Source organism: Alteromonas sp. CNT1-28 (genome assembly GCF_022348345.1).
Classification (GTDB): domain Bacteria; phylum Pseudomonadota; class Gammaproteobacteria; order Enterobacterales; family Alteromonadaceae; genus Alteromonas; species Alteromonas macleodii.
Window position 1 is genome coordinate 63,306 of the sequence record NZ_JAKREZ010000016.1, and the last position, 21,659, is coordinate 84,964.

Annotated in this window: 20 protein-coding genes and 1 tRNA gene; 10 read left to right on the forward strand and 11 right to left on the reverse strand. The window is 44.3% G+C overall.

The annotated features are described in order from the left end of the window. Positions 1–45 precede the first annotated feature (45 nt). The 3 genes from MHN02_RS11395 to MHN02_RS11405 form a co-directional block, all read right to left on the reverse strand. Positions 46–122 (reverse strand) — tRNA-Val (locus MHN02_RS11395). Positions 123–280: 158 nt separating this feature from the next. Further along, positions 281–1,357 carry a patatin-like phospholipase family protein gene (locus tag MHN02_RS11400; protein ID WP_239246150.1) on the reverse strand — a complete coding sequence of 359 codons (1,077 nt, stop codon included), beginning with the start codon at positions 1,355–1,357 and terminating at the stop codon, positions 281–283. 208 nt (positions 1,358–1,565) lie between these two features. Next, the gene (locus MHN02_RS11405; RefSeq protein ID WP_239246153.1) at positions 1,566–1,994 is read right to left on the reverse strand and encodes a MarR family transcriptional regulator; all 429 of its coding nucleotides are present in this window, start codon (positions 1,992–1,994) and stop codon (positions 1,566–1,568) included. A gap of 396 nt (positions 1,995–2,390) precedes the next feature. Here MHN02_RS11405 and hmgA point away from each other — a divergent pair, with 396 nt between their 5' ends. Next, positions 2,391–3,686, forward strand: coding sequence for a homogentisate 1,2-dioxygenase (gene hmgA, locus MHN02_RS11410; RefSeq protein ID WP_239246156.1), 1,296 nt, complete (start codon positions 2,391–2,393; stop codon positions 3,684–3,686). Positions 3,687–3,978: 292 nt separating this feature from the next. After that, positions 3,979–5,052 carry a 4-hydroxyphenylpyruvate dioxygenase gene (hppD, locus tag MHN02_RS11415; protein ID WP_014949049.1) on the forward strand — a complete coding sequence of 358 codons (1,074 nt, stop codon included), beginning with the start codon at positions 3,979–3,981 and terminating at the stop codon, positions 5,050–5,052. 37 nt (positions 5,053–5,089) lie between these two features. Here hppD and MHN02_RS11420 read toward each other — a convergent pair whose 3' ends face one another. After that, positions 5,090–5,398 carry a VOC family protein gene (locus tag MHN02_RS11420; protein WP_231506449.1) on the reverse strand — a complete coding sequence of 103 codons (309 nt, stop codon included), beginning with the start codon at positions 5,396–5,398 and terminating at the stop codon, positions 5,090–5,092. Positions 5,399–6,293: 895 nt separating this feature from the next. Here MHN02_RS11420 and MHN02_RS11425 point away from each other — a divergent pair. The 7 genes from MHN02_RS11425 (at position 6,294) to MHN02_RS11455 (ending at position 11,293) form a co-directional block, all read left to right on the forward strand. Next, a complete protein-coding gene (locus MHN02_RS11425) occupies positions 6,294–6,683 on the forward strand; it encodes an ACT domain-containing protein (protein WP_014949047.1) in 390 nt (129 codons plus the stop codon). Between the two features lie 4 nt (positions 6,684–6,687). Further along, entirely contained in the window at positions 6,688–7,188 is a 501-nt protein-coding gene (locus MHN02_RS11430; protein WP_239246159.1) for a PTS glucose transporter subunit IIA, read from the forward strand. 257 nt (positions 7,189–7,445) lie between these two features. Continuing rightward, positions 7,446–7,793 carry an ArsC family reductase gene (locus tag MHN02_RS11435; protein WP_039216211.1) on the forward strand — a complete coding sequence of 116 codons (348 nt, stop codon included), beginning with the start codon at positions 7,446–7,448 and terminating at the stop codon, positions 7,791–7,793. Beyond that, positions 7,787–8,923, forward strand: coding sequence for a succinyl-diaminopimelate desuccinylase (dapE, locus tag MHN02_RS11440; RefSeq protein ID WP_239246162.1), 1,137 nt, complete (start codon positions 7,787–7,789; stop codon positions 8,921–8,923). Before MHN02_RS11435 ends, dapE begins: the two co-directional genes overlap by 7 nt. A gap of 9 nt (positions 8,924–8,932) precedes the next feature. Then, the gene (locus MHN02_RS11445; RefSeq protein ID WP_187447306.1) at positions 8,933–9,619 is read left to right on the forward strand and encodes a M15 family metallopeptidase; all 687 of its coding nucleotides are present in this window, start codon (positions 8,933–8,935) and stop codon (positions 9,617–9,619) included. 14 nt (positions 9,620–9,633) lie between these two features. Next, positions 9,634–9,843, forward strand: a complete 210-nt coding sequence (locus MHN02_RS11450; protein WP_014949042.1) for a DUF2897 family protein — start codon at positions 9,634–9,636, stop codon at positions 9,841–9,843. A 190-nt stretch (positions 9,844–10,033) separates the two neighbouring features. Further along, the gene (locus tag MHN02_RS11455; RefSeq protein WP_239246165.1) at positions 10,034–11,293 is read left to right on the forward strand and encodes a dicarboxylate/amino acid:cation symporter; all 1,260 of its coding nucleotides are present in this window, start codon (positions 10,034–10,036) and stop codon (positions 11,291–11,293) included. A gap of 155 nt (positions 11,294–11,448) precedes the next feature. Here the strand turns inward: MHN02_RS11455 and MHN02_RS11460 are convergent, their stop codons facing one another. From MHN02_RS11460 to seqA, 7 genes are all read right to left on the reverse strand, one after another. Further along, complete coding sequence (locus MHN02_RS11460) at positions 11,449–11,775, reverse strand: heavy metal-binding domain-containing protein (RefSeq protein WP_014949040.1); 327 nt, start codon at positions 11,773–11,775, stop codon at positions 11,449–11,451. Positions 11,776–11,831: 56 nt separating this feature from the next. After that, positions 11,832–12,242, reverse strand: a complete 411-nt coding sequence (locus tag MHN02_RS11465; protein ID WP_014949039.1) for an HIT domain-containing protein — start codon at positions 12,240–12,242, stop codon at positions 11,832–11,834. Beyond that, complete coding sequence (gene astE, locus MHN02_RS11470) at positions 12,235–13,266, reverse strand: succinylglutamate desuccinylase (RefSeq protein WP_239246168.1); 1,032 nt, start codon at positions 13,264–13,266, stop codon at positions 12,235–12,237. Before astE ends, MHN02_RS11465 begins: the two co-directional genes overlap by 8 nt. 145 nt (positions 13,267–13,411) lie before the next feature. Continuing rightward, positions 13,412–14,716 (reverse strand): bifunctional diguanylate cyclase/phosphodiesterase, encoded by a 1,305-nt coding sequence (locus tag MHN02_RS11475; protein WP_039230212.1) that lies wholly within the window; start codon positions 14,714–14,716, stop codon positions 13,412–13,414. Between the two features lie 297 nt (positions 14,717–15,013). Next, positions 15,014–17,491, reverse strand: coding sequence for a glycogen/starch/alpha-glucan phosphorylase (locus tag MHN02_RS11480; protein ID WP_014949036.1), 2,478 nt, complete (start codon positions 17,489–17,491; stop codon positions 15,014–15,016). A 218-nt stretch (positions 17,492–17,709) separates the two neighbouring features. Then, positions 17,710–19,362: a phosphoglucomutase (alpha-D-glucose-1,6-bisphosphate-dependent) gene (pgm, locus tag MHN02_RS11485; protein WP_061485424.1), complete on the reverse strand. Its 1,653-nt coding sequence runs from the start codon at positions 19,360–19,362 to the stop codon at positions 17,710–17,712. Between the two features lie 47 nt (positions 19,363–19,409). After that, positions 19,410–20,195: a replication initiation negative regulator SeqA gene (gene seqA / locus MHN02_RS11490; protein WP_239246171.1), complete on the reverse strand. Its 786-nt coding sequence runs from the start codon at positions 20,193–20,195 to the stop codon at positions 19,410–19,412. Between the two features lie 500 nt (positions 20,196–20,695). Here seqA and MHN02_RS11495 point away from each other — a divergent pair, with 500 nt between their 5' ends. Continuing rightward, on the forward strand, positions 20,696–21,643 hold the full coding sequence (locus MHN02_RS11495) for a MoxR family ATPase (protein WP_101564052.1): 948 nt from the start codon (positions 20,696–20,698) through the stop codon (positions 21,641–21,643). Positions 21,644–21,659: the final 16 nt, after the last annotated feature.

Consider the following 21,659-nt stretch of genomic DNA (forward strand, 5'->3'; position numbering starts at 1 on the left):
TTACGCAGAACTTGAGTCAACAAAAGATGAAATTAAATCGTAAGATGGTGCGTCTACCCTGATTCGAACAGGGGACCTCTACCATGTCAAGGTAGCGCTCTAACCAACTGAGCTATAGACGCATATAGAATTTTGTTGCACCTGATAGGTAGGCGAATGCCAAGCAACGGCGCGTATAATACTTAGCACGAGCGTTGCCTGCAAGGAAAACTTATCAAATGACGATTCAAGTGACTAATTTGACAGCAATTAGCCATTTTCTTCAACAATTGCGATTAACTTAAATCATTTTAAATGGAAGCGGCTTGATAGCGTCCACTAAGGATCCGTCGTTAACAGCACGCATAAAATATTCACCCAACCTGTCGGTTTCTTTCAATACTGTTTGCCAATACTTGATGCGCGTTTTTGCATCGAGTACTTCAAAATCTTTCCTATCGGGGATTTTGCTATAAGGCAAATTAGCAACAAACGATGCCGAAGGCACAAGCATTACAACGTTATCGTAGCTTGAACGATGAGGCACTCTGCCCTTCAAGCCCTTGTCGAACCAGCCTGGAATGGGCTTGTCATAAAAATGGGGATATAACACTAAGCCATCATCTGGTCCGAAGGACAAGTCGAAATGGTAGTCAATAATACCGCCATCTCTATACATTCCGGCTGGCGCGCCTTCAATTTGCTGTACGCCCTCAATAACCACAGGAATAGAACCAGACGCTAGCAGCGCGGTATGAATATTTCCATGCGTTAAGGCATGGTACTGAGTAGGCAGTTGATACGGGTCGTTTATCGCAAACTCCGTACCCGGCGTTGAGAACACGTAGCGCTTATATAAACGAGAAAGGTGTCTTCGGTTCACTGTATTGGCCGCTGCACTCATCGCCAAGCCCGAAAGTTGCCTAAACTTACTTTCAAAACGAGTAGCACCTAAACACTTAGCAACGATCAGGTGCGCTTTAAAGCGGGAGTTAGACAGCACTTCTTGCTTACCTGCTTCATCCACCATTTCTTTCAGCAGGTCTTCAGCTTTAGCCGTAATTTCTCTAGGCGTAGGCTTATCACTGCTATAGGTCGTTGTTGAATAAGAAGAGGCTAGACGATTTATGGCTGCTAGGGGATCATTTTGAACAGCGCAAATGGTACGAAACGCACCTGCTGAAGAGCCAATCACATGAATTTGATGCTTAACGTTGGCAAACCACTCAGGGAACAGTACGCGGTCTAGACCAGCCAGAGAAAACCATTTCGGACCGCCAGATGCCCCCAGAAAATAGCTAAATAACTCAGGCGTAAACCCGTTTTTCATTATGGATTCACGTGCTTTTTTACCTGCGTATATTTCTAAGGGTGCCACTCTATGTCCTCGCTGTGCGCTAAATAGAAGCGCTGTATAAAGCGCTTGTTAAATATTTAGGGGGTAGCAAGCCATGACTTATAAATCCAATAACTTCCCCATATAATCAGTTTCGAGGGAATTTATCAGTTAAAGGCGCGAAAGTAACCTTTATAGCAATGTCCTCACATCTGCTCAGACCAGAATTTTCAAAGTCTTCACCCGAATCTTAAGGCGTTAGTGCATCTATCACTTTTACAAATATTCGATACTCATCCTCAGTGATATTTTCCAAACGCTTATTTTGCCAAGCCAAAATTTTAGGCAACAGCGCCCGATAGATTCGTTCTCCTTCCACTGACAATGAAATTAATGTGGCCCGTTTATCTCGCTTGCTCACACGCTTAACGATAGCATCTCGCTTAACCAATCGCTCCAGCGCTCGCGAAACCTGCACTTTATCTAGTCGTGTTGCAATAGCGATTTCTTTTGCCGTTAGCAGTGATTTTGGCGAGCTTTCATTTCGGCCGCCTAATGTGGCTAAGATTCGCCATTCTGGTTTAGTAAGTTTATATTCTGCATATTCTTTTGAGAGCGATTCACTTAAATCGCTTGCAAGCATGGCTACCTTGTAGGCAAGCATATCTTCTAACTGCATGTTTTAAGCCCTTATCACTGTATTACTCTTGCTATTTTTACTTCTGTGACCGCCTTAAAAGCCATGGTTGTTTTTCATTTACCTTAGGCGTTACTTATACCCACAGTGTCGCTACCATCGTTCGAGCGTTTAGGCGCGTTCAACATTAACTCAGGTAACTTTCACAGCTAACATCGTGCATTAAAAACACGCAATACGTGTAACCTTGTAATGGCCCTCACATAAAAGGTGTAAAGCTAGCGTACCAAATGACGTTGGCTCCATTCCCTCTACTCGCCCTTCGCCATTGATTTACATTTCATTTACCTCTAGCCTAAATCACATAGTTTCATTTGTAACTACTTTATTTTGCATTCATCTGTACAGCCACGTCGATGGCCGCCTATGAGAGGGTTTATGGATAATTTGTCGTATTTAACGGGTTTTAATAACGAGCACGAGACAGAGGCACTGCCGGGTGCCCTTCCTAAAGGCCAGTTCAGCCCACAAAAAGTGAATTATAAGCTTTACGCTGAACAGTTTAGCAGTACAGCATTTACTGCCCCACGAGCAGAAAACCGCCGCAGCTGGACCTATCGTTTACGCCCCTCTATTGCTATGGGCGACTTTGAAAAAATTGATAACGGCCTGTTAAGAACAGCACCTGAGTCTGATGTCCATTGCCCTCCGAATGTACTTAGGTGGGACCCTGTACCCTTACCAGAAAAAGACGTTGATTTTGTAGACTCGCTTGTCACCATTGCCACTAACGGTGACGCTAAAGCCCAAGTAGGTATGGGCATTCATTGCTACAGTGCCAGTGCTAATATGCAAAATCGTGTTTTCTACTCATCAGACGGAGAAATGCTTATTGTCCCTCAGCTAGGTGACATGCTGATCACCACCGAGTTTGGTAGGCTCAACCTGTCTGTAGGTGAAATTGCCGTTATTCCTCGTGGCGTTCGATTTTCGGTTAACCCTATAAATGGGCCAATTCGCGGATATATATGCGAAAACTACGGTCATCCTTTTGTGCTGCCAGAGCGCGGCCCGGTAGGCGCGAATGGCTATGCGAACCAGCGTGATTTTTGCTATCCCACGGCCTGGTTTGAAGATAATGAGACGCCTCACACTTTGGTAAACAAGTTCTGTGGAAATTTGTTCGAAGCAAAACTCGATCACTCTCCCTTTGATGTGGTGGCTTGGGTAGGTAACTCTGCCCCTTATAAATATGATTTGTCCCGTTTCAACGTTATGAACACCGTAAGTTTTGACCACCCGGATCCATCGATATTTACCGTGCTTACCTCACCATCTGAGCTGGAAGGTACGGCGAACGTTGACTTCGTTATTTTCCCTCCAAGGTGGATGGTTGCTGAAAATACTTTTCGCCCGCCGTATTACCACAGAAATATTATGAGCGAGTTTATGGGACTAATTGAGGGGATGTACGACGCCAAAGAACACGGTTTTGTGCCGGGCGGGATGAGCCTTCACAACTGTATGACTCCCCATGGCCCAGAAGCTGAAGTATTTGAAAAAGCCTCGAACGCCGAGCTTTCACCGCAGCGCTATGAAAACACGCTGGCGTTTATGTTTGAATCTCGCTATGCCATTGCGCCAACGGAGTTCGCTTTAAACAGTGATATTCGTCAACGAAATTATTTGGCGTGCTGGAAAGGCCTTAAAAAGTACTACGATGGTGAAAAATAAGCGCCCTGGGATTTGTAACGTTACACGTACCGATACCTAAACAAGCAATTGTACTGATTTTTGAACACTACCGACAAGCATCACCTTTGCTCAATAGCATTTATTTTCAACAAGTTAGGGGAAGTTAGCTTTCCCTAACTCAGCATCTCACTCACGGGTGAAAACAAAACGTTACAGCTTCGCTTTCCATGCCCAAAATCCTTGAACTCGACACCTATTGCTTGCTTTTTCACTGCGCCCTTACAATCAGGTAACAATTATAAAATGTGATTTACGTTGAGGATGTATCGCTATGGCTGATTTGTTTGAAAACCCTATTGGTTTAGACGGGTTTGAATTTTTAGAGTTCACTGCGCCTAAAAAGGGCATGTTGGAACCCATTTTTGAAGCTATGGGCTTTACCCTTGTTGCTCGCCACAAATCAAAAGACGTGGAATTATGGCGTCAAGGCGACATCAATTTATTAAGTAACTACGAAAAGAAATGTCATGCAGCCTATTATGCCGAAGAACACGGTCCATCAGCGTGCGGTATGGCATTCCGCGTTAAAGATTCACAGCACGCATATAAAGAAGTGCTTGCCCGTGGTGCACAGCCTATGGATACCCATACCGGTCCAATGGAACTGAAACTTCCTGCCATTAAAGGTATTGGCGGTGCGATGCTTTATCTTATAGACCGTTATGAAGGCGAAAATACCATTTACGACATCGACTTCAATTGGATTGAAGGCGTTGATCGCCATCCTGAAGGATGTGGCTTCCATACGCTCGATCACCTCACCCATAATGTGTACCGCGGCCGCATGAATTTCTGGGCAGGGTTCTACGAAAAGCTATTCAACTTTAAAGAAATTCGCTATTTCGATATTAAAGGTGAATACACGGGTCTATTATCGAAAGCAATGACGGCGCCAGACGGTAAAATTCGCATACCGCTAAATGAAGAGGCGGTTGGCGGTGGTGGCCAGATTGAAGAGTTCTTAATGAAGTACAATGGTGAAGGTATTCAGCATATCGCTTTCGCTTGTGACGACCTAGTGGCGTGTTTAGATAAGCTTAAAGCGAAAGGTATGAAGTTTATGACGCCTCCACCAAACACTTACTACGATATGCTTGAAGAACGTCTTCCTGGGCACGGCGAAAACGTAGATGAGCTACAAAAGCGCGGTATTCTATTGGACGGCACAACGGAAAATGGTGAGCCTCGCCTACTGCTTCAGATATTTTCTGAAACCGTTTTCGGCCCAGTGTTCTTTGAATTTATCCAACGCAAACAAGACGAAGGTTTCGGCGAGGGTAACTTCAAGGCACTATTTGAGTCAATTGAACGCGATCAGGTAAATCGCGGCGTGCTAAACAAGTAATTCGATAGCTAACACAATACTAGGGCAGCAAGTCTCATTACTTGCTGCCTTTTTCATAAAGCGCGCACGCAGCGCCGCTTGGGTCAATGATGACACAAAAGCTGTCTTTTCCGTGATGACGTATATCACCCGCCTGTTTTCCACCTTTGGAAGTAACTTCTTTCAACGCAGCATCTAGATTTTCTACGGTAAAGTAATTAATCCATCCGCTTGGGTACTGCGCGTTTACACCCTGCTTATGACAAATGCCGCCCACAGGTGTGCCGTCGGCCTTCATCATGACATAATCATTGTAGCCACCCATATCTATGGGCTCTTTCTTCCATCCAGTTATACCAGTCCGCATAGATAATTGCCCACTCAGAAGGCGCTGGCAAGTTTCCTAGCAAAGCGTGGGAATGCAGGAATGGCTGTTCCCTTTCAAATTCCCAGAATGAAGTCACCTTGATGTAGAGCCACTATACCTGCGGTAACACGCCGCGATTACGAACATTTTAACTCTCGCTGAGTGGGTAATTATCTATGCGGACTGGTATTTCAGCTTCATAAAAGCTGACAAGTTCGTCTGCGTTTTCTACCGTAATATCGCACCATGAAGAATCTGACATTGTCTCTCCCTCTGTTTTTTGTTTAGGGCTGTTGTTTTGTTAGGGCTCTATTTATGGTTGAGGCATTTTTTCTAGTCAGCGCTCTTGTTCTGGTTAGAGATCAAATACCCAGTAAGCTACATAACTGATAAGCGCAATGCCCCATTGCTTCAATAAGCAAAACCCAAGACTAAATTAACTACTAACAGTAGTACCTTACTGAATATTTGTTAACTAATAGATCATTTTAATGTACTGATGTTTTAAAGGTAAAAAGGCTAGAGTCTATTGACCTTTGCTGTACATCAAAGATCAACATGGCCAAAAGCGTTCGATCATTTGAATCTCGCGTTTTAGTAATACGCAAATTTCTGAAAAAAGCCATGGTTGTCAAGCTAAGAAATTGCAAAATTACAAAACATTTTTTATTTTAGTTGTAGACATGGCCTGTGGAAAATGCTTGTGAAATTGAGAATGTTATCCACTGAACATTGTTTGTACAGCTTATTTATCCCTTTAAATACATATACTTACAACAAAGCCCCAAACTACTCAACAAACTTATCCACAGATTAAGTGGATAACACGTAGCACTTAATCACAGTTAGTGGTTTAATGTGAATATCTTCGAAGTTATCTTTTTTTCGGTTTCTCATGCCCAAACAAACACTTTTAGTCAGAGAATCTTTGTTTACCATTCACAGCTTGGATCCTGAAACCAATATTCCCGCATCTGTACTTAATAGCCCTCTTTTTTTCTTAGGTAAAACAGAAGATGAACTATCTATTGTTGTGCCTGACTCGGTAGACGTACCGTCACTAGATAGTGATGAAGGTTGGCGTGCACTTGAACTGTTAGGGCCTTTGCACTTGTCCATGGTAGGGATCATGGCCCAAATCGGCCAAGTGTTAGCATCAGCAAAAGTGGCTATATTTGTGGTATCAACCTTCGACACTGACTTCTTTTTAGTAAAAGACAATAAACTAAAAGATGCCATTAGTGCGCTTAAGAAAGCTGGCTACTCGGTAAGTGAGGACGTTTAATACTGTGAATGCTAAGCAACTACAATATGCACCAGACAGTTTTACCAAGCAGTTTGTAACTTTAAGCCCATTTTCAGGACAAGTGGTTTCACTCTCAAACATTGACGATCCCTATTATAAAAGTGGCCTTATGGGGCCTGGTGCAGCAATAAGCTCAACATCAAATACTGTCTTATCGCCTTTCGCTGGTAAAGTATTGAGCGTTTCCCCGCTAGATTACGCTATCGACATACAGTCAAGCGCGGGCCTTAAATGCAAGATTAAATATGGTGGCGATACTAGTCATTTGCATGGCGCACAATTCGCCTGTTCTTTGAAGCGGGGCGATGAAATAAGACTTAAACAAGTACTTTTTACCGTGAATGCTGCATGGCTAAAGCAGCGCGGTGTTAGCAATACCTGTTCAATGACGTTGCTTAATGCAAATGCGCTTATCGGCGTGGTGCCTACGCATCAAAAGTTTGTCGAAGCAGGCGAAGATACGTTGTTGACACTTTACCTCTAAGGCCTGTTGACCTAATTGTAAAACAGGCTTTCAGCCCTGAATGATTTACTATTAAAAATCATCGCAAGTGAGTTTATCAACGTATCAACAGCTTGTATGATGGAGCACATTGAAAAACAAAAATGTACAGGCGCACTGTTTTCGGGCTATTGCGGTTTTCTATTTTCTCTAGCTCTTCGAAACTGCGCCACATAATGGCACTGTTCTAACCAGCGTCTTTCATTTACAAACAACAAAGTAGTACGGAATAAATCACCATGAGCACAATCCTTTATGGGATCCCAAACTGTGACACCATTAAAAAAGCAAAAAAATGGTTAGCAGACAACAATATCGCTTTCACATTTCACGATTACCGCAAGGACGGGATAGATAACGACTTTCTTGTACAAGCCGAGTCTGAGCTTGGCTGGGAAGCAATGCTCAACAAACGCGGCACGACCTTTCGCCAGCTAGAAGAGCAAGAGAAAGCAAATCTAGATAAAGACAAAGCCCTTGCCTTACTTGAGCTTCACCCTGCCATGGTTAAACGCCCTATCCTTCTTCACAACGACGCGTTTTATATTGGCTTCAAACCCGCGCAGTATGAGGAAATATTTTGTTAAACGACTCTGTTATTGAAATTGCGAAAGAATTAATAAACCGCCGTTCTGTAACGCCAGAAGACGCAGGTTGCCAAGAAGCCATGGGCGAGTTTTTAGGTGCTTTAGGGTTTAATAATGAAACCATGGTATTTGAAGACACGACGAACCTTTGGTCTCGCAGAGGTAAAGAAGGCCCGGTATTTTGTTTCGCAGGCCACACTGATGTAGTGCCTAGTGGCCCTGAGTCAGCATGGAAAACACCGCCATTTACCGCGACAGAAGTTGACGGCTATCTGCATGGGCGGGGCGCAGCTGACATGAAAGGCAGTCTTGCCGCTATGCTAGTAGCCACCCGCGAGTTTGTGAACAAATACCCTGATCACAAGGGAAGTATTGCGTACCTTATTACTAGCGACGAAGAAGGCCCTTTTATAAACGGTACCACCCGCGTTATTGATACCCTTGAAGCCCGCAATGAAAAAATTGATTGGTGTATTGTTGGCGAACCCTCTTCAACCAACGAAGTAGGCGATATTGTTAAGAATGGCCGTAGAGGTTCATTAACGGGTGATTTGATAGTAAAAGGTATCCAAGGCCATGTCGCCTACCCTCATTTAGCTAAAAACCCTGTTCATAGTGCAATGGCAGCCCTTGACGAGCTAGCTAAATCTCATTGGGATAACGGTAACGACTTTTTCCCTCCCACCAGCTTCCAGATATCAAACATTCACGCGGGTACAGGTGCGGGCAATGTGATCCCGGGCGAGATGCACGTTTGCTTCAACTTCCGTTTTTCAACGGAAGTAACCGACCAAATTCTCATTGAGAGAGTCACGGCAATTTTGGAAGCCCACGAACTGGAGTACGAGATTAAATGGACGTTTAACGGTCAACCCTTTTTGACCGATACGGGTGCCTTGTTAGAGGCCACTCAAGGTGCAATAGCGGCGGTTAAAGGAACACCTACCGTGCTGTCTACTGCTGGCGGTACATCAGATGGTCGCTTTATCGCGCCAACAGGTGCACAAGTGATAGAGCTAGGCCCGGTGAATGCCACTATTCACAAAATTGACGAGTGCGTGAAAATGTCTGATCTTGAACAGCTTGCTGATATGTACTTCGGTATCTTAGAACGCTTGCTGGCTAAATAGCCGCTATTGATGGTTATGAATCAAGTGCCAGAAAAAGCGTGGTTAGGCCAGCACAACGACTATCTCGTTGATGCTGGCAACGGCCATAGACTGCATCGCGACGTGATATCGCCGTTTCTTGCCATGCAAGATGCTGCGCAAAAAGACGGTATAGACTTACAGTTGGTCAGTAGCTTTCGTGATTTTGACAGACAAACTGCCATTTTTAACCGCAAATGGGCAGGTCAAGCACAGCTTCTTGATACCAATGGTGATGAACTGCCATTCGAGGCACTAAGCGATAATGAAAAGCTTCATGCTATTTTGACATGGTCAGCACTTCCCGGCGGCAGTCGCCACCACTGGGGCACTGACATCGACGTGTACGACAGAGCTGCCGTGCATAACTGGGGGGGCAAGTTTAATCTTGTCGAACGCGAATACCTTTCTGGCGGACCGTGCCATGCCCTTTCATGTTGGCTAGCTGACAATATGGAACAGTTTGGCTTTTATCGTCCTTTTTCTGTTAATACGGGTGGCGTCGCAGTAGAGCCATGGCATTTAAGCTTTCGAAACACAGCGTGTGCTTTCGAAAATGCCAGGCACTTAGATGGCTTTACGAAAGCCATCGAACAAAGCGATATAGAAGGCAAAACATGTATTTTGCCACAGCTACCTAGCTTGTATAATCGCTACGTATTGAACAAAGGGCTGTAGCCTACGGAATTTTTATGAGTACTACCTGGGTCATCATCATTATTGTTTTAGTATTGGGCGTTGTGATTGGGAATATCACGCTGCTTAAATACAGTGCTAGATTTAAATTTCCGACACCTTCTAAACCTTATGATGATAGTGACGACGATTCAAACAAGGACAGTGAAAGCGCGAATACATCCGTTAAAGACCAAGATAAAGACAGCAACACCCCTATGAAATAACCCTATCCTGATAGCGTCAATCGCGGCATTTTAATCGAAGCCTAAGTAAAGCTTTTATAATTCGAGGCTTTTATAATTAGAAGCTTTTACCCATTGTTTATGCCGACGCGGGCACTTCAGTATTAGGGCTCTCAATTATTCATTCACAAATCACTTTTCACATTTAAACACACTCTAAGAGGTTCTAGACGTGTCTAAAAAACAATCCTTACTGGGCAATATCGGCGTACAAGTTGTCATTGCTATGATTATTGGCACCGCTGTTGGCGCCTTTATGGGTGAAAACGCTGAAATGTTCGCACCACTAGGTGCCATTTTTATCAATTTAATTAAAATGCTGGTCATTCCACTGGTGGCAGTAGCGCTTATCTCTGGCGCTGCGGGGCTTGGCAACAGCACTAATGCAGGAAAAGTGGGGCTATCTACCCTTGCTTATTTTGCGTTAACGTCAGCACTTGCCGTAACACTGGCCCTCATTATGGGTGAAGTGTTTAAGCCAGGAATAGGTATCGACGTTTCTGCGGTAGAAGGTATGTTCTCTGGTGAATACGCCTCTAAAGGTGAGCTACCTTCATTTTGGGCTACCGTTACAGGTATGATCCCCACCAACGTATTTGCGTCGTTAACCAACGCGAACATTCTTCAAATTCTGGTGTTTTGCTTGTTCTTTGGCCTCGCCCTTTCTAAACAGCCTAAAAAGAACCGCGAGCCTATTTTAAATGGCGTGAACACTATCGTTGATGCCATGGTGTGGATGATCAACTGTGTGATGAAAATCGCGCCTATCGGCGTATTTGGTTTAATGGCAGAGGCAGTAGGAACATTTGGTTTTGCCGCGCTCATGGTGGTATTCAAACTCTTCTTGGTGTTTACTGCGGCAATTTTAGTATTTGGTTTTGTGGTTTACCCACTTTTGGTACAGCTATTTACAAAAACGTCGGCTAAATCATTTCTCGTGGCTATGAAAAAGCCTCAGTCGGTTGCTCTTTCAACCGCGTCATCCATGGCGACACTGCCGGTCACTATGAATACAGTAGAAAATGAGCTAGGTGTAAGAAACGCAACGGCATCTTTTGTACTGCCGTTAGGCGCCACCATCAACATGAGCGGAAATGCCATTTATTATGGCTTGGTAGCGGTGTTTTTTGCGCAGCTTTTCAATATAGATTTATCAATGGGTGCATATGTTGCCATCGTCCTAACCTCTACCCTTGGCGCGGTTGGTCAAGCGGGCGTTCCTGGGCCATCATTCTTAGTCGTTGCCGTGTTGCTTGCTGCCGGCATTCCCATTGAAGGTTTACCCCTGCTATTTGCCTTGGACAGAATTTTCGACATGATCCGCACTGCGCTAAATATTACGGGTGATGCAGCATGCGCAGTGATCGTAGATACGATTGCCATTGATGCTGATGCTATTGAAGAGCAGCCAATAGAAAATACGGCCAAGTAAAGCCTAGTCTTACAGATAGAAAAGGGCAGCAAAGCTTTTTGAAACGCTTAGGCTGCCCTTTTTTAATTGGATTGTGTCGCTTTTTGCTTATCGCTATTTTAATCGGCACTTAATTGATAAACGTTAATTCACCAAAGCATACGCCCTTCATAATCTTATAAAGGGGTTGTTTTCACCGCGGTACCGCTAATGCTCACCATAAGCATACTGCCTTTATCGCCAATCACTTGATAGTCTAAGTCGATGCCAACCACAGCATTGGCGCCCATACTTCTCGCCTCGTGCTCAAGCTCAGTAAACGCTAACTTACGTGCGGTGGTTAACTCTTCTTCATACGACCCAGAACGACCACCCACGATGTCGCGAATAGAAGCGAAAAGATCTTTAAATACGTTTGCGCCCATCACGGCCTCGCCCACAACAATACCGTAATAAGCTTCAATTTTATGCCCTTCAAGCGTTGGGGTAGTTGAAACAATCATGCGTAACTCCTTTTAATGTGAACTGTTTATTTGTCGCTATTAAGGGCGTGCGCCCTCTAGCTGTTGTTTTCAAACCACTGCTTAACAGACTTAACAAGTGCCTGAGCATCGTTAGTGTTATATGCCACTGCTGGCTGGTTGCCCCACACCGGTTTTGGCCACGCACAATCATTTTCAAAACGTGCGACGTGATGAACATGAAGCTGCCTTACCACATTGCCTAGTGCTGCCACATTAAGTTTAAGTGGTGAAAACAAGGACTGCATGGCTTTTGATGCCAATGCAGACTCTTTGAGTAAAGTAATCTGCTCTTCTTCTGACAAATCGATAATTTCCGCAATATCATTTTTCATCGGCACTAAAATGAGCCACGGAAACTGACTATCATTCATCAACAGTACACGACACAGCGAAAGATCACAGACAAAAAATGTATCATTGTGTAAACGGCTATCAAGTTTAAACATCTAGCTTATCCAACGTAGTAGGCACAACGGTTAACAAGGCGCGTTGCCCAATGGCCACTTTTGCATTCGGGAAAACAATGGCTTCGCCGTCCTGCTCTGCTATGTACTCTTTACCCGGTTCAGAAGCCAATACCGTGCCTTTAGGGTAGTCAGTGAAGTTTGGCGTATCGTCATCGAAATGAAGCGTAAACTGTTCTTCGTTTCGGTTTATAACTTGGTTCACGCGATAAATATCAAGGTCACCCATCTCAACTGTTGGCGCGTACTCGGTTTGAGTAATTAGCTGCGTTATCGCTTGTTTCGCATCTTCAAATCGACGCATATCGTTTTGCCCAAATGGACGCACTTTGCCAAGTTCAACCGTAAACGCGTGCGCGTTGTATTGATATGACGAGAAATAGCTAAAGGTGGTTGTCGAGCTTTCCGACAGCAATATGGTTTTCACGCCACACGCGGCGAGAAATGCCAGCTGCCCTTTGCTGTGTATTCTGTCATGAAGATAAGGATATACCGCAAACTTTTCATTTTTTGAGGCGCGAATTGCAGTGTGTAGGTCGTAGTGATATCGGGTGCCCTCACCCGCTTCGAAGAAAGACGCCACAGCGTCTTCAAGCTGTTTTGCACGAACGCGCTCTGCGTTCACTAAACCTTCGCCCTTCGAGTGAGCACCGCTAAACAAGCGGTTCATGTTCTCTTCAACGAAACGCTCTGCAATATCCATCGCGGGCAGGTTGCCAAATAAGAACAAAACATCATGTGCCAGCGTTATATTCCCTGTAAGGATCCCCTTAACCAAATCATCACAGATTTCGATAGGCGCGGTTTCATTACCGTGAACACCACACGATAAAACAATGCGTTTATTAGGCTTAGAGGTTGGCTGTACTGAAAAACTGATAATGCCAGGTGCGGTAATTGCGACGAGCGTACCATTAGCTAATGTAAATTGATGAGAGCGTTCAAATAATGCGGAATTACGGCGAGAAAGTGTTAAAAATTGGCCGCTTTCGATAAGTTCTTGCATAAGTGTGAGCTTTGTCTACGTTGTCTAATCTCGAATGCTTCCAGTGTACCCAGACAGGCCTTCAAAATCACGTTATCTCACTGTTTAATTCCCAGTAGCTGTAAGCATTGAACAACACAACTAAAGATTGCCGCACTTTCAAATACTACGCTTGAGCGCGTCTAGGCGAGTTGCCGATAATTATCTCTTGTTGGGTAAGCTGTACGAAATCATCGAATGGAATGGCGCGAGAGAACAGGTATCCCTGCCCTTGTGTAACCCCTATTTCTCTGAGTATGTGAAGCTGCTCTACGGTTTCTATGCCCTCGGCGACTACACAGCACTCTTTTGCATGCCCTATCACTTTCGCCGCTTCGATAATGGCGCGATTAACAGGGTGAGCTTCAAGTTCCATCACAAAAGACTTATCGATTTTCAGCGCATCCAAATCCAGATCTCGAATATAAGCAAGATTTGAATACCCTTTACCAAAATCATCTACAGAAATAGATACGCCTAAGCTTCGCAGCTCATCTAACTGCTTTTTCACCATTAATGAATTAGACAGTGCCACGTCCTCGGTAAGCTCCAGCTCAATTAACGAAAGCGGCATTGAATAGGTACGACTCAGCATCGTCAGGGTTGGAACTAACTGGTTGTCGTATAACTGTGTGGGAGAAATATTCACAGACAGCATTAAAGACCGCTTCATTAGGTCCAATTCCGAGAGCGCCCTAAAGGCTTGCTCAAGCGTCCAGTAGCCCAGTTCGCTCATCATATTATACGACTCGGCCGCTTCGATTAGCGGACCTGGAAATAAGACGCCATCAAGAGGGTGATTCCAGCGAAGTAAGCACTCAGCCCCCACTACTTCTAGCGTTGTCAGATCGACTTTTGGTTGATAGTAAAGCTCGAGTTCATTTTGTGCTAATGCACGTTTTAAATCTGCTTTTAGCGCCAAACTTCTGCCCGTGTCGGTTTTGTCTGACTTAGTCAACGCGAAGTAATTTTCGTATTTGTTTTCTTTTGCTTGTTTTAAAGCCGTTTCCGCTCGGGAAACAAAGGAAGTGATATCAAAGTCATTCTTAATACTGCACACCACACCTACGTTAAAGTCTGCAATAAAAGCCGTACCATCATAATGCATAGGCGTTTTGAAATGCTCGACTAAGCGTTCGAACATTTGTCGCATTACGGTTTCATTACTTTCATTAGGAAAAACGATGCCAAAAACATCACCACTGATACGGCCAATCGATACCGCAGTTCCAAATAGGAGTTGGATGCGGTTGGCTATTTCAAGTAAAAAGCGATCGCCTACATGAATGCCCAGACTGGTTGTAACATCAGAAAAACGCACTACATCGACCAGCATCAATGAAATAGAAGCACTGCGAGATGCTTGCTTCGAAATGCTATCGATAAACGCATAGCGATTGGGAATGGTTGCCAGTGATGTGTGTTGGCTCATGATGTTTTCCTTGAGCTTTACGCTTCGAGGTACTAAAAACAACTAGTTATATAAAACCATGGCGCTACGAAAGGCGCAACGACAGTAACGTATTATTTTGTATACCGTCTTATACTTTTGTACAACATTAGCCTAATATTGGACAAAAAACATGGCTGTAGTACTTATTTCTGGTGACGTTAAGAACAAACTGTGCCGTATTTTGAACCCAATACGAAACAATGAAGAAGTATTTAGAGGGTAATAAAAAACCCGGCGAGTGTACCACTGCCGGGCTATTTCTTTACGGTTCTGCGATTAGCTTTCAATCTTACACGGTGAAAGTTTCCAAACGCGTTCTACGTAGTCACGAATTGAACGATCTGAGGTAAATTTACCCATCTTCGCTGTATTGATGATGGCCATTTCTGCCCAACGCTCTTTGTCGCGGTATGCAGCATCAACTGCAATTTGTGCATCAGAATAAGCACGGAAATCTGCAAGCACCATGTACGGGTCACCGTTATCAAGTAAGCTTTGCTTAATTGACACCAATGCACCTGGTTTACCTGGCGTAAAGTAATCCGTTTCTAACCAATCCAGCACAGCTTTAATTTCTGGATCTTTATAGTAGTAGTCATGTGGGTTATAGCCATTCGCTTTAAGCTCGTTCACTTCTTCTACTGTAAGTCCGAAGATAAAGATGTTGTCATCGCCCACTTCTTCAGCAATTTCAACGTTTGCACCATCAAGTGTACCAATAGTTACCGCACCGTTCAGTGCAAGCTTCATATTACCGGTTCCTGATGCCTCTTTACCTGCCGTACTGATTTGCTCAGATACGTCTGCCGCTGGAATCATTTTTTCAGCGAGTGATACACGGTAGTTTGGTAAGAATGCTACTTTAATCTTGTTATTTACGCGCGGATCGTTGTTGATCTTATCCGCTACCTTGTTAATAGCGAAGATAATATCTTTCGCAAGCTTGTAGCCCGGTGCCGCTTTAGCACCAAACACAAATACACGCGGGTGCATATCGTAATCAGGGTTTTCTAGAATACGACGGTATAACGCCATAATATTCAGAAGCGCTAAGTGTTGACGCTTATACTCGTGCAAACGCTTAATCTGCACATCGAAAATGGCGTTAACGTCTACTTCTATATCAAGTGACTTGCGAATTTCCTCTGCTAGCAACTCTTTGTTCTCAAGCTTCACTTTCATGAACTGCTTCTGGAACGTTTTATTGCTCGCAAATTTAGCTAACCCTTGCAGTTTGTCTAAGTCGCGCGGCCAGTCTTCACCAATCTTTTTATCGATTAGCTTAGACAGCGCTGGGTTACACGCTTTCAACCAGCGGCGTGGTGTAATACCGTTGGTTACGTTAGTTAGCTTACCTGGATATAGTTCATCGAACTCTGGGAACAGAGACGACTTAACAAGACGAGAGTGCATTTCTGCCACACCGTTAACGGCAAATGAACCGATTACCGACAGGTGGCCCATACGAACCATCTTCTCGTTACCTTCTTCAATGATTGAAAGCTTAGCTTTCATAGCATTGTCGCCAGGCCACTTCTTATCAACCTCTGCCATAAAGCGGTGGTTAATTTCATAAATGATCTCTAGATGACGAGGAAGGATCTTCTCAATCATGCGCGCAGGCCACTTTTCAAGTGCCTCTGGCAGCAAGGTGTGGTTGGTATATGCAAATACTTTTGTACAAATCCCCCACGCTTCATCCCAGCCAAGCTCTGCGCGGTCAACAAGAATGCGCATTAGCTCTGGTATAGAAATAGCTGGGTGCGTGTCGTTTAACTGAATAACAACCTGATCGGCGAAACGGCTCCAATCGTCACCATGAGCACGCTTGTAACGACGGATAATGTCTTTAAGCGAGCACGAGCAGAAGAAGTACTGCTGAATAAGACGCAGCTCTTTACCCGCTTCGGTCTCATCGTTTGGATAAAGTACTTTTGAAATCGTTTCAGCTGATACATTTTCACGCTGTGCATCAACATAACCACCAGCATTGAATACGTCCCAATTGAAGTAGTCAGACGCTTCTGACTGCCACAACCGCAGTACGTTTACGGTTTTACCTTCGTAGCCTACAACCGGAATGTCCCACGGCACACCTTTAACAATTGAGCCAGGGTGCCATTCTTTTAGCACTCGTCCGTTGTCGCCGTATTTAGTCTCTACATAGCCGTAAAGCGATACTTCTTGAATAGATTCTGGACGGCAAATTTCCCATGGATTACCGTAGTCACGCCAGCTATCTGGACGCTCGATTTGCGCACCGCTTTTAATTTCTTGGCGGAACAAACCGTGCTCGTAATGAATACCATAACCTATTGCAGGTAATTCCATTGTCGCCAGTGAGTCGATGAAGCAAGCCGCTAGTCGGCCAAGGCCACCATTACCTAGCGCCATATCAGGCTCTTCTTCAAGAATGTCTGAAATTTCAACACCTAGCTCTTTCAACGCGCCACTAGCCACATCGAATAAGCCAAAGTTTTGCAGGTTGTTTGAAAGCAAACGGCCCATTAGGAATTCAGCAGAAAAGTAATGAACGGCGCGGGTGTCGTTCAGGTAATGACTTTTCTGGGTTTTGCGCAACCCTTCAAGTACTTGTTCTTGAATTGCAGCGCACGTTGCTTTCCACCAAGCGTGATTGTTTGCTTTGTTTTCGTCGGTGCCTAGCGTGCAGTGTAAGTGTTTAATAACCGCTGCTTTGAATGCAGCCTTATCGATCACTGGAGAGGGTTGCGTCTTGGTCGCTTTTGCGTTCATTTTGCGTCTCACTCTTAAGTAGAAGCGGTGTTTACACACCGAAAACGTAATTTAATTACAGAATAACTTCAGAATATGACAGCAATATAGCAGCGCTTAAACGATTATGTTGTAATAATTTTGTTAAAATAACAAAAAATCGCATGAATTCGTATGCATTCATGCGATTTTTAACAATTAATTTACAAGAAGGAATTTAAAGTGATTTGTTTTTGTACTTATTTAATTATTTTTCCGACTAAGGCTTCGGCTTCAGCAATTAGATCCTGTAAGTGGCTTTCACCATTAAAGCTTTCCGCATAAATTTTATAAATTTGTTCGGTGCCAGAAGGACGCGCTGCGAACCAGCCATTTTCTGTCGATACTTTAACGCCACCAATTGCCGCATTATTACCTGGCGCATGGGTTTGAACGGCAGTGATAGGCTCGCCTGCCAACGTATCGCTAGTGACGACAGATGCATCCATCGCCGAAAGCTTTTGCTTTTGTTCAAGTGTTGCTGCCACGTCAACACGGCTGTAAACCGGCGCTGCAAATTTTTCCGTTAGCGCTTTGTAGTGCTCGCCAGGATCTTTGCCCGTGATGGCTAGGATTTCAGCTGCCAGCAAACAAAGAATAAAGCCGTCTTTGTCTGTCGCCCACGTGCTTCCATTGCGTTCAAGGAAAATTCCACCAGCACTTTCTTCACCCGCAAAACCAATAGTGCTGTTTGATAAACCATCAACAAACCATTTAAAGCCTACCGGCATTTCAGCCAGAGGTTTACCTAAACTGTTGGCTACGCGGTCAATCATACTGCTAGACACCAGTGTTTTACCGATATTTAAATCGCTAGGCCATTCTGGACGGTGGGTATAAAGGTAGTTAATAGCCACGGCCAAATAATGGTTTGGGTTCATTAGGCCCGCACTTTTGCACACAATACCGTGACGATCGAAATCAGGATCATTGCCCCAAGCTAAGTCAAAGTTATCTTTCAGCTCGATAAGCCCTGCCATCGCATAGGCAGACGAACAATCCATGCGAAGCTTACCGTCTTTGTCGCGGCGCATAAAACCAAACTGTGGGTCAACCGCGTCGTTAACAACGGTAATGTCCAAGCCATATTTATCTGCAATTCGCGACCAATAACCTATGCCTGCACCACCTAATGGATCAGTACCTAACTTCAAGTTAGCTTTTGCAATCGCTTCCATGTCGATAACGCTTGCAAGATCTTCAATATAAGGTTCCATGAAGTCTTCTTCACGAACCAATTTGCGCGCGGTAGCTTGACGAATATCAATGCGCTTAACGTTTTTATTGCCATCGGCAATTAGTTCATTCGCGCGTTCTTGAATTTGCTTGGTTACGTCGCTATCGGCAGGTCCACCATGAGGCGGGTTGTACTTAAATCCACCGTCTGACGGAGGGTTATGAGAAGGCGTAATGACGATACCATCTGCCTTGTCGGTGTTACCTGCGCGATTGTAGCGAATAATAGTACGTGAAATAACAGGTGTCGGCGTATAGCCCATGCTTTCATTGTCTGCGCGCTGCACGACAACATTGACACCGTTTGCACACAAAACTTCGATAGCGGTAATCATGGCAGGCTCAGATAACGCATGGGTATCTTTACCAACGAACAGCGGACCGTCGATACCTTCTTGTTTACGATACTCTACCAATGCTTGGCAAATTGCACTGATGTGGGTATCGGTAAACGTAGCGTTGGAAGCTGTACCTCTGTGACCTGACGTGCCAAAAGAGACCGCTTGACCCGGGTCATTCATATCCGGTTTATAGCTGTAATACTGGCTCACTAACTGCGCTACGTTAATGAGTTGCTCTTTTGCTGCATGCTGTCCAGCCTGCGGATGTAATGCCATGAAAAAAATCCTTATTTAGAAGTTTCGTTGTTCTATACCTTGGCTTGCTATTTACCTTCTGAAGAGAAACGCGCAATCACGGTTTCAATAACATCGGGTTGATAGCCTAAGTTACGCAAAACTTGTTCCAGCATATTCGTTTTCTTGGCAGTATTGTTATTTGTTACCACCCAGAACGGGCTATCAGGGATAGCTTTAGGATTTGTACTGCTGCCGTTTTCCAACAATGCCGCCTTACTTGTCGCAAAGTACGTACGGTTTTTACCTTTTATACTTTCAACACGAGTAAAGTTTTCTGCATTAAGCTTGTGCGCTGCACTCAAAACAAACAGGAATTGATCAACGCGCTTGGTAAATGTGCCTAATGCATCTTTTGACACCGCTTCAAGAATGTCTCTTTTCGAGTGAGATTCTGTTGCTGGCGTTACTGAAGAAACTTCCGAAACCTTTTTAGCTGCCCTTGAGCTCGCAGGCGCTTTTGCTGCCGTTGCTTTAGCTGGAGCTTTCTTCGCTGCAGCCTTTGGCGCTGCTTTAACTGCTGAACTGGCTGTCGCTTTAGTAGGCGCTTTGGTTTGTACTTTAGTCGCCACTTGAGTTTCAACTTCGGGTGTTGACTCACTTGCGTTATCTGCGGTTTCTACAACGTCTGTACTTTTTGGTTCGCTTGTTTTTACAGATGTAGATGAAGCCCCACCATGCTGGACACCATGGGACACGGCACCGTCTTCAGGCAAAAGTAAACGTCTTAAAATTTGTGATGCACTCTCACCAATATGCTTCGTTTGGCTGGCGATGAAGGCATATAAATCGTCATCTATTTCAATGCTTTTCATAACTACTTCCTTTTTAAGAGGCACCATTATAGACAACACAGATAAACTACGCAGCACTTAATAACAGATGTTTTGCGGGAATCTATGCTAATAAGGTAAGAAAGTGACGTTTTACTGCTTCCCATCCCGTCGTATCTGCTGTCGATAAAGTCCATGTAAGCCGTTTTTACTTTTTTTAAAATAGACGTCGCCTTAACAACATTAAGAACATAGGAGAAACAACTCAACGAACCATCAAGTCGCTGATATACCTGCGTATAAAATTTAACAGGTAATTCAATAGAAAGCCTTTCGCTATCGTTGCTATTATTAAGAAGTAGTGACCTTCGAAACACCGCATTGTCGGCACTCGTTACCGTTCGCTAAACATGTAAACTAGAACATGAACTCAGACATGAACTTAAACATCATTGCGCAACATCCTTAGAAAAGCCTGAATCGCTTTCTCACTGTTTAATACGTAGTGTGACAGAGTAACTTTAAACTTAAGTGACAATTATATGCGCCAAGATATCATTAACGTACAGCGGGCTCTTAGTCAGAAAATTATTGGTAAAGATCACCAATTAAAACTCGCAATAACTTGTTTACTTGCCAATGGCCACTTATTAATTGAAGACTTACCGGGAATGGGTAAAACCACCCTTTCTCATGCGCTTTCACAAGTTTTTGGCCTACAATATTCTCGCATTCAATTTACTTCTGACTTACTCCCATCAGATATGTTGGGCGTAAACATTTTTCATAGTAATGAACAAGACGAGGCAAAGCGCTTTTCGTTTAGACACGGCCCTATTTTTAGCCAAGTGGTGTTAGCGGACGAGCTAAACAGAGCCAGCCCCAAAACACAAAGCGCTCTGTTAGAAGCGATGGAAGAGCGACAAGTAAGTATCGATGGTGTAACCCACGCGCTACCCTCTCCATTTTTTGTTATTGCTACACAAAACCCAAGCTATCAATCGGGCACTTATCCCTTGCCAGAGTCCCAACTCGACCGTTTCTTTATGCGTATCTCTTTGGGCTATCCAGCGTGGGAAGCAGAAAAAGCCATGCTATTGCAACAGGATGCATCAGCACCGCTTGCACAAATACTAAATGAGGAGAATTTGCGCGAGATGCAACGAGAGGTAGCCACTATTCATACCAGCGATGCCATTATTCATTACATTCTAAGATTGGTGAGTGAAAGTCGAGAAAGTAATGATTACCCTAACCCCCTATCGCCACGAGCGAGTAGAGCGATACTACAAGGTGCCAAAGCTTGGGCGTTTGTTTCCGGAAAATCATATGTTACTCCCGAAGATGTACAGGCCGTCTTCGTGGCCATTACCGCTCATAGGCTAACATTGTCTTCACATCAGTTGGCACAAGGGCAGCAAACCCATGCTTTTGACGGTGAAAAACTGAGCCAGAAATTACTCGATAGTATTGACCCACTGGCAGCCTAGCATTCATGAATTTTCG

What these genes read in the sequence shown, in the direction of transcription:
- pgm (WP_061485424.1), bottom strand. Translation starts at nt 19,362, where the DNA reads ATGGCATTACATCCGCAGGCTGGACAGCATGCAGCAAAAGAGCAACTC.
- MHN02_RS11405 (WP_239246153.1), bottom strand. Translation starts at nt 1,994, where the DNA reads ATGCAGTTAGAAGATATGCTTGCCTACAAGGTAGCCATGCTTGCAAGC.
- MHN02_RS11460 (WP_014949040.1), bottom strand. Translation starts at nt 11,775, where the DNA reads ATGATTGTTTCAACTACCCCAACGCTTGAAGGGCATAAAATTGAAGCT.
- astE (WP_239246168.1), bottom strand. Translation starts at nt 13,266, where the DNA reads ATGCAAGAACTTATCGAAAGCGGCCAATTTTTAACACTTTCTCGCCGT.
- MHN02_RS11495 (WP_101564052.1), top strand. Translation starts at nt 20,696, where the DNA reads ATGCGCCAAGATATCATTAACGTACAGCGGGCTCTTAGTCAGAAAATT.
- MHN02_RS11435 (WP_039216211.1), top strand. Translation starts at nt 7,446, where the DNA reads ATGAGCACAATCCTTTATGGGATCCCAAACTGTGACACCATTAAAAAA.
- MHN02_RS11480 (WP_014949036.1), bottom strand. Translation starts at nt 17,491, where the DNA reads ATGAACGCAAAAGCGACCAAGACGCAACCCTCTCCAGTGATCGATAAG.
- hppD (WP_014949049.1), top strand. Translation starts at nt 3,979, where the DNA reads ATGGCTGATTTGTTTGAAAACCCTATTGGTTTAGACGGGTTTGAATTT.
- MHN02_RS11420 (WP_231506449.1), bottom strand. Translation starts at nt 5,398, where the DNA reads ATGCGGACTGGTATAACTGGATGGAAGAAAGAGCCCATAGATATGGGT.
- hmgA (WP_239246156.1), top strand. Translation starts at nt 2,391, where the DNA reads ATGGATAATTTGTCGTATTTAACGGGTTTTAATAACGAGCACGAGACA.
- seqA (WP_239246171.1), bottom strand. Translation starts at nt 20,195, where the DNA reads ATGAAAAGCATTGAAATAGATGACGATTTATATGCCTTCATCGCCAGC.
- MHN02_RS11465 (WP_014949039.1), bottom strand. Translation starts at nt 12,242, where the DNA reads ATGTTTAAACTTGATAGCCGTTTACACAATGATACATTTTTTGTCTGT.
- MHN02_RS11475 (WP_039230212.1), bottom strand. Translation starts at nt 14,716, where the DNA reads ATGAGCCAACACACATCACTGGCAACCATTCCCAATCGCTATGCGTTT.
- MHN02_RS11450 (WP_014949042.1), top strand. Translation starts at nt 9,634, where the DNA reads ATGAGTACTACCTGGGTCATCATCATTATTGTTTTAGTATTGGGCGTT.
- MHN02_RS11445 (WP_187447306.1), top strand. Translation starts at nt 8,933, where the DNA reads ATGGTTATGAATCAAGTGCCAGAAAAAGCGTGGTTAGGCCAGCACAAC.
- MHN02_RS11425 (WP_014949047.1), top strand. Translation starts at nt 6,294, where the DNA reads ATGCCCAAACAAACACTTTTAGTCAGAGAATCTTTGTTTACCATTCAC.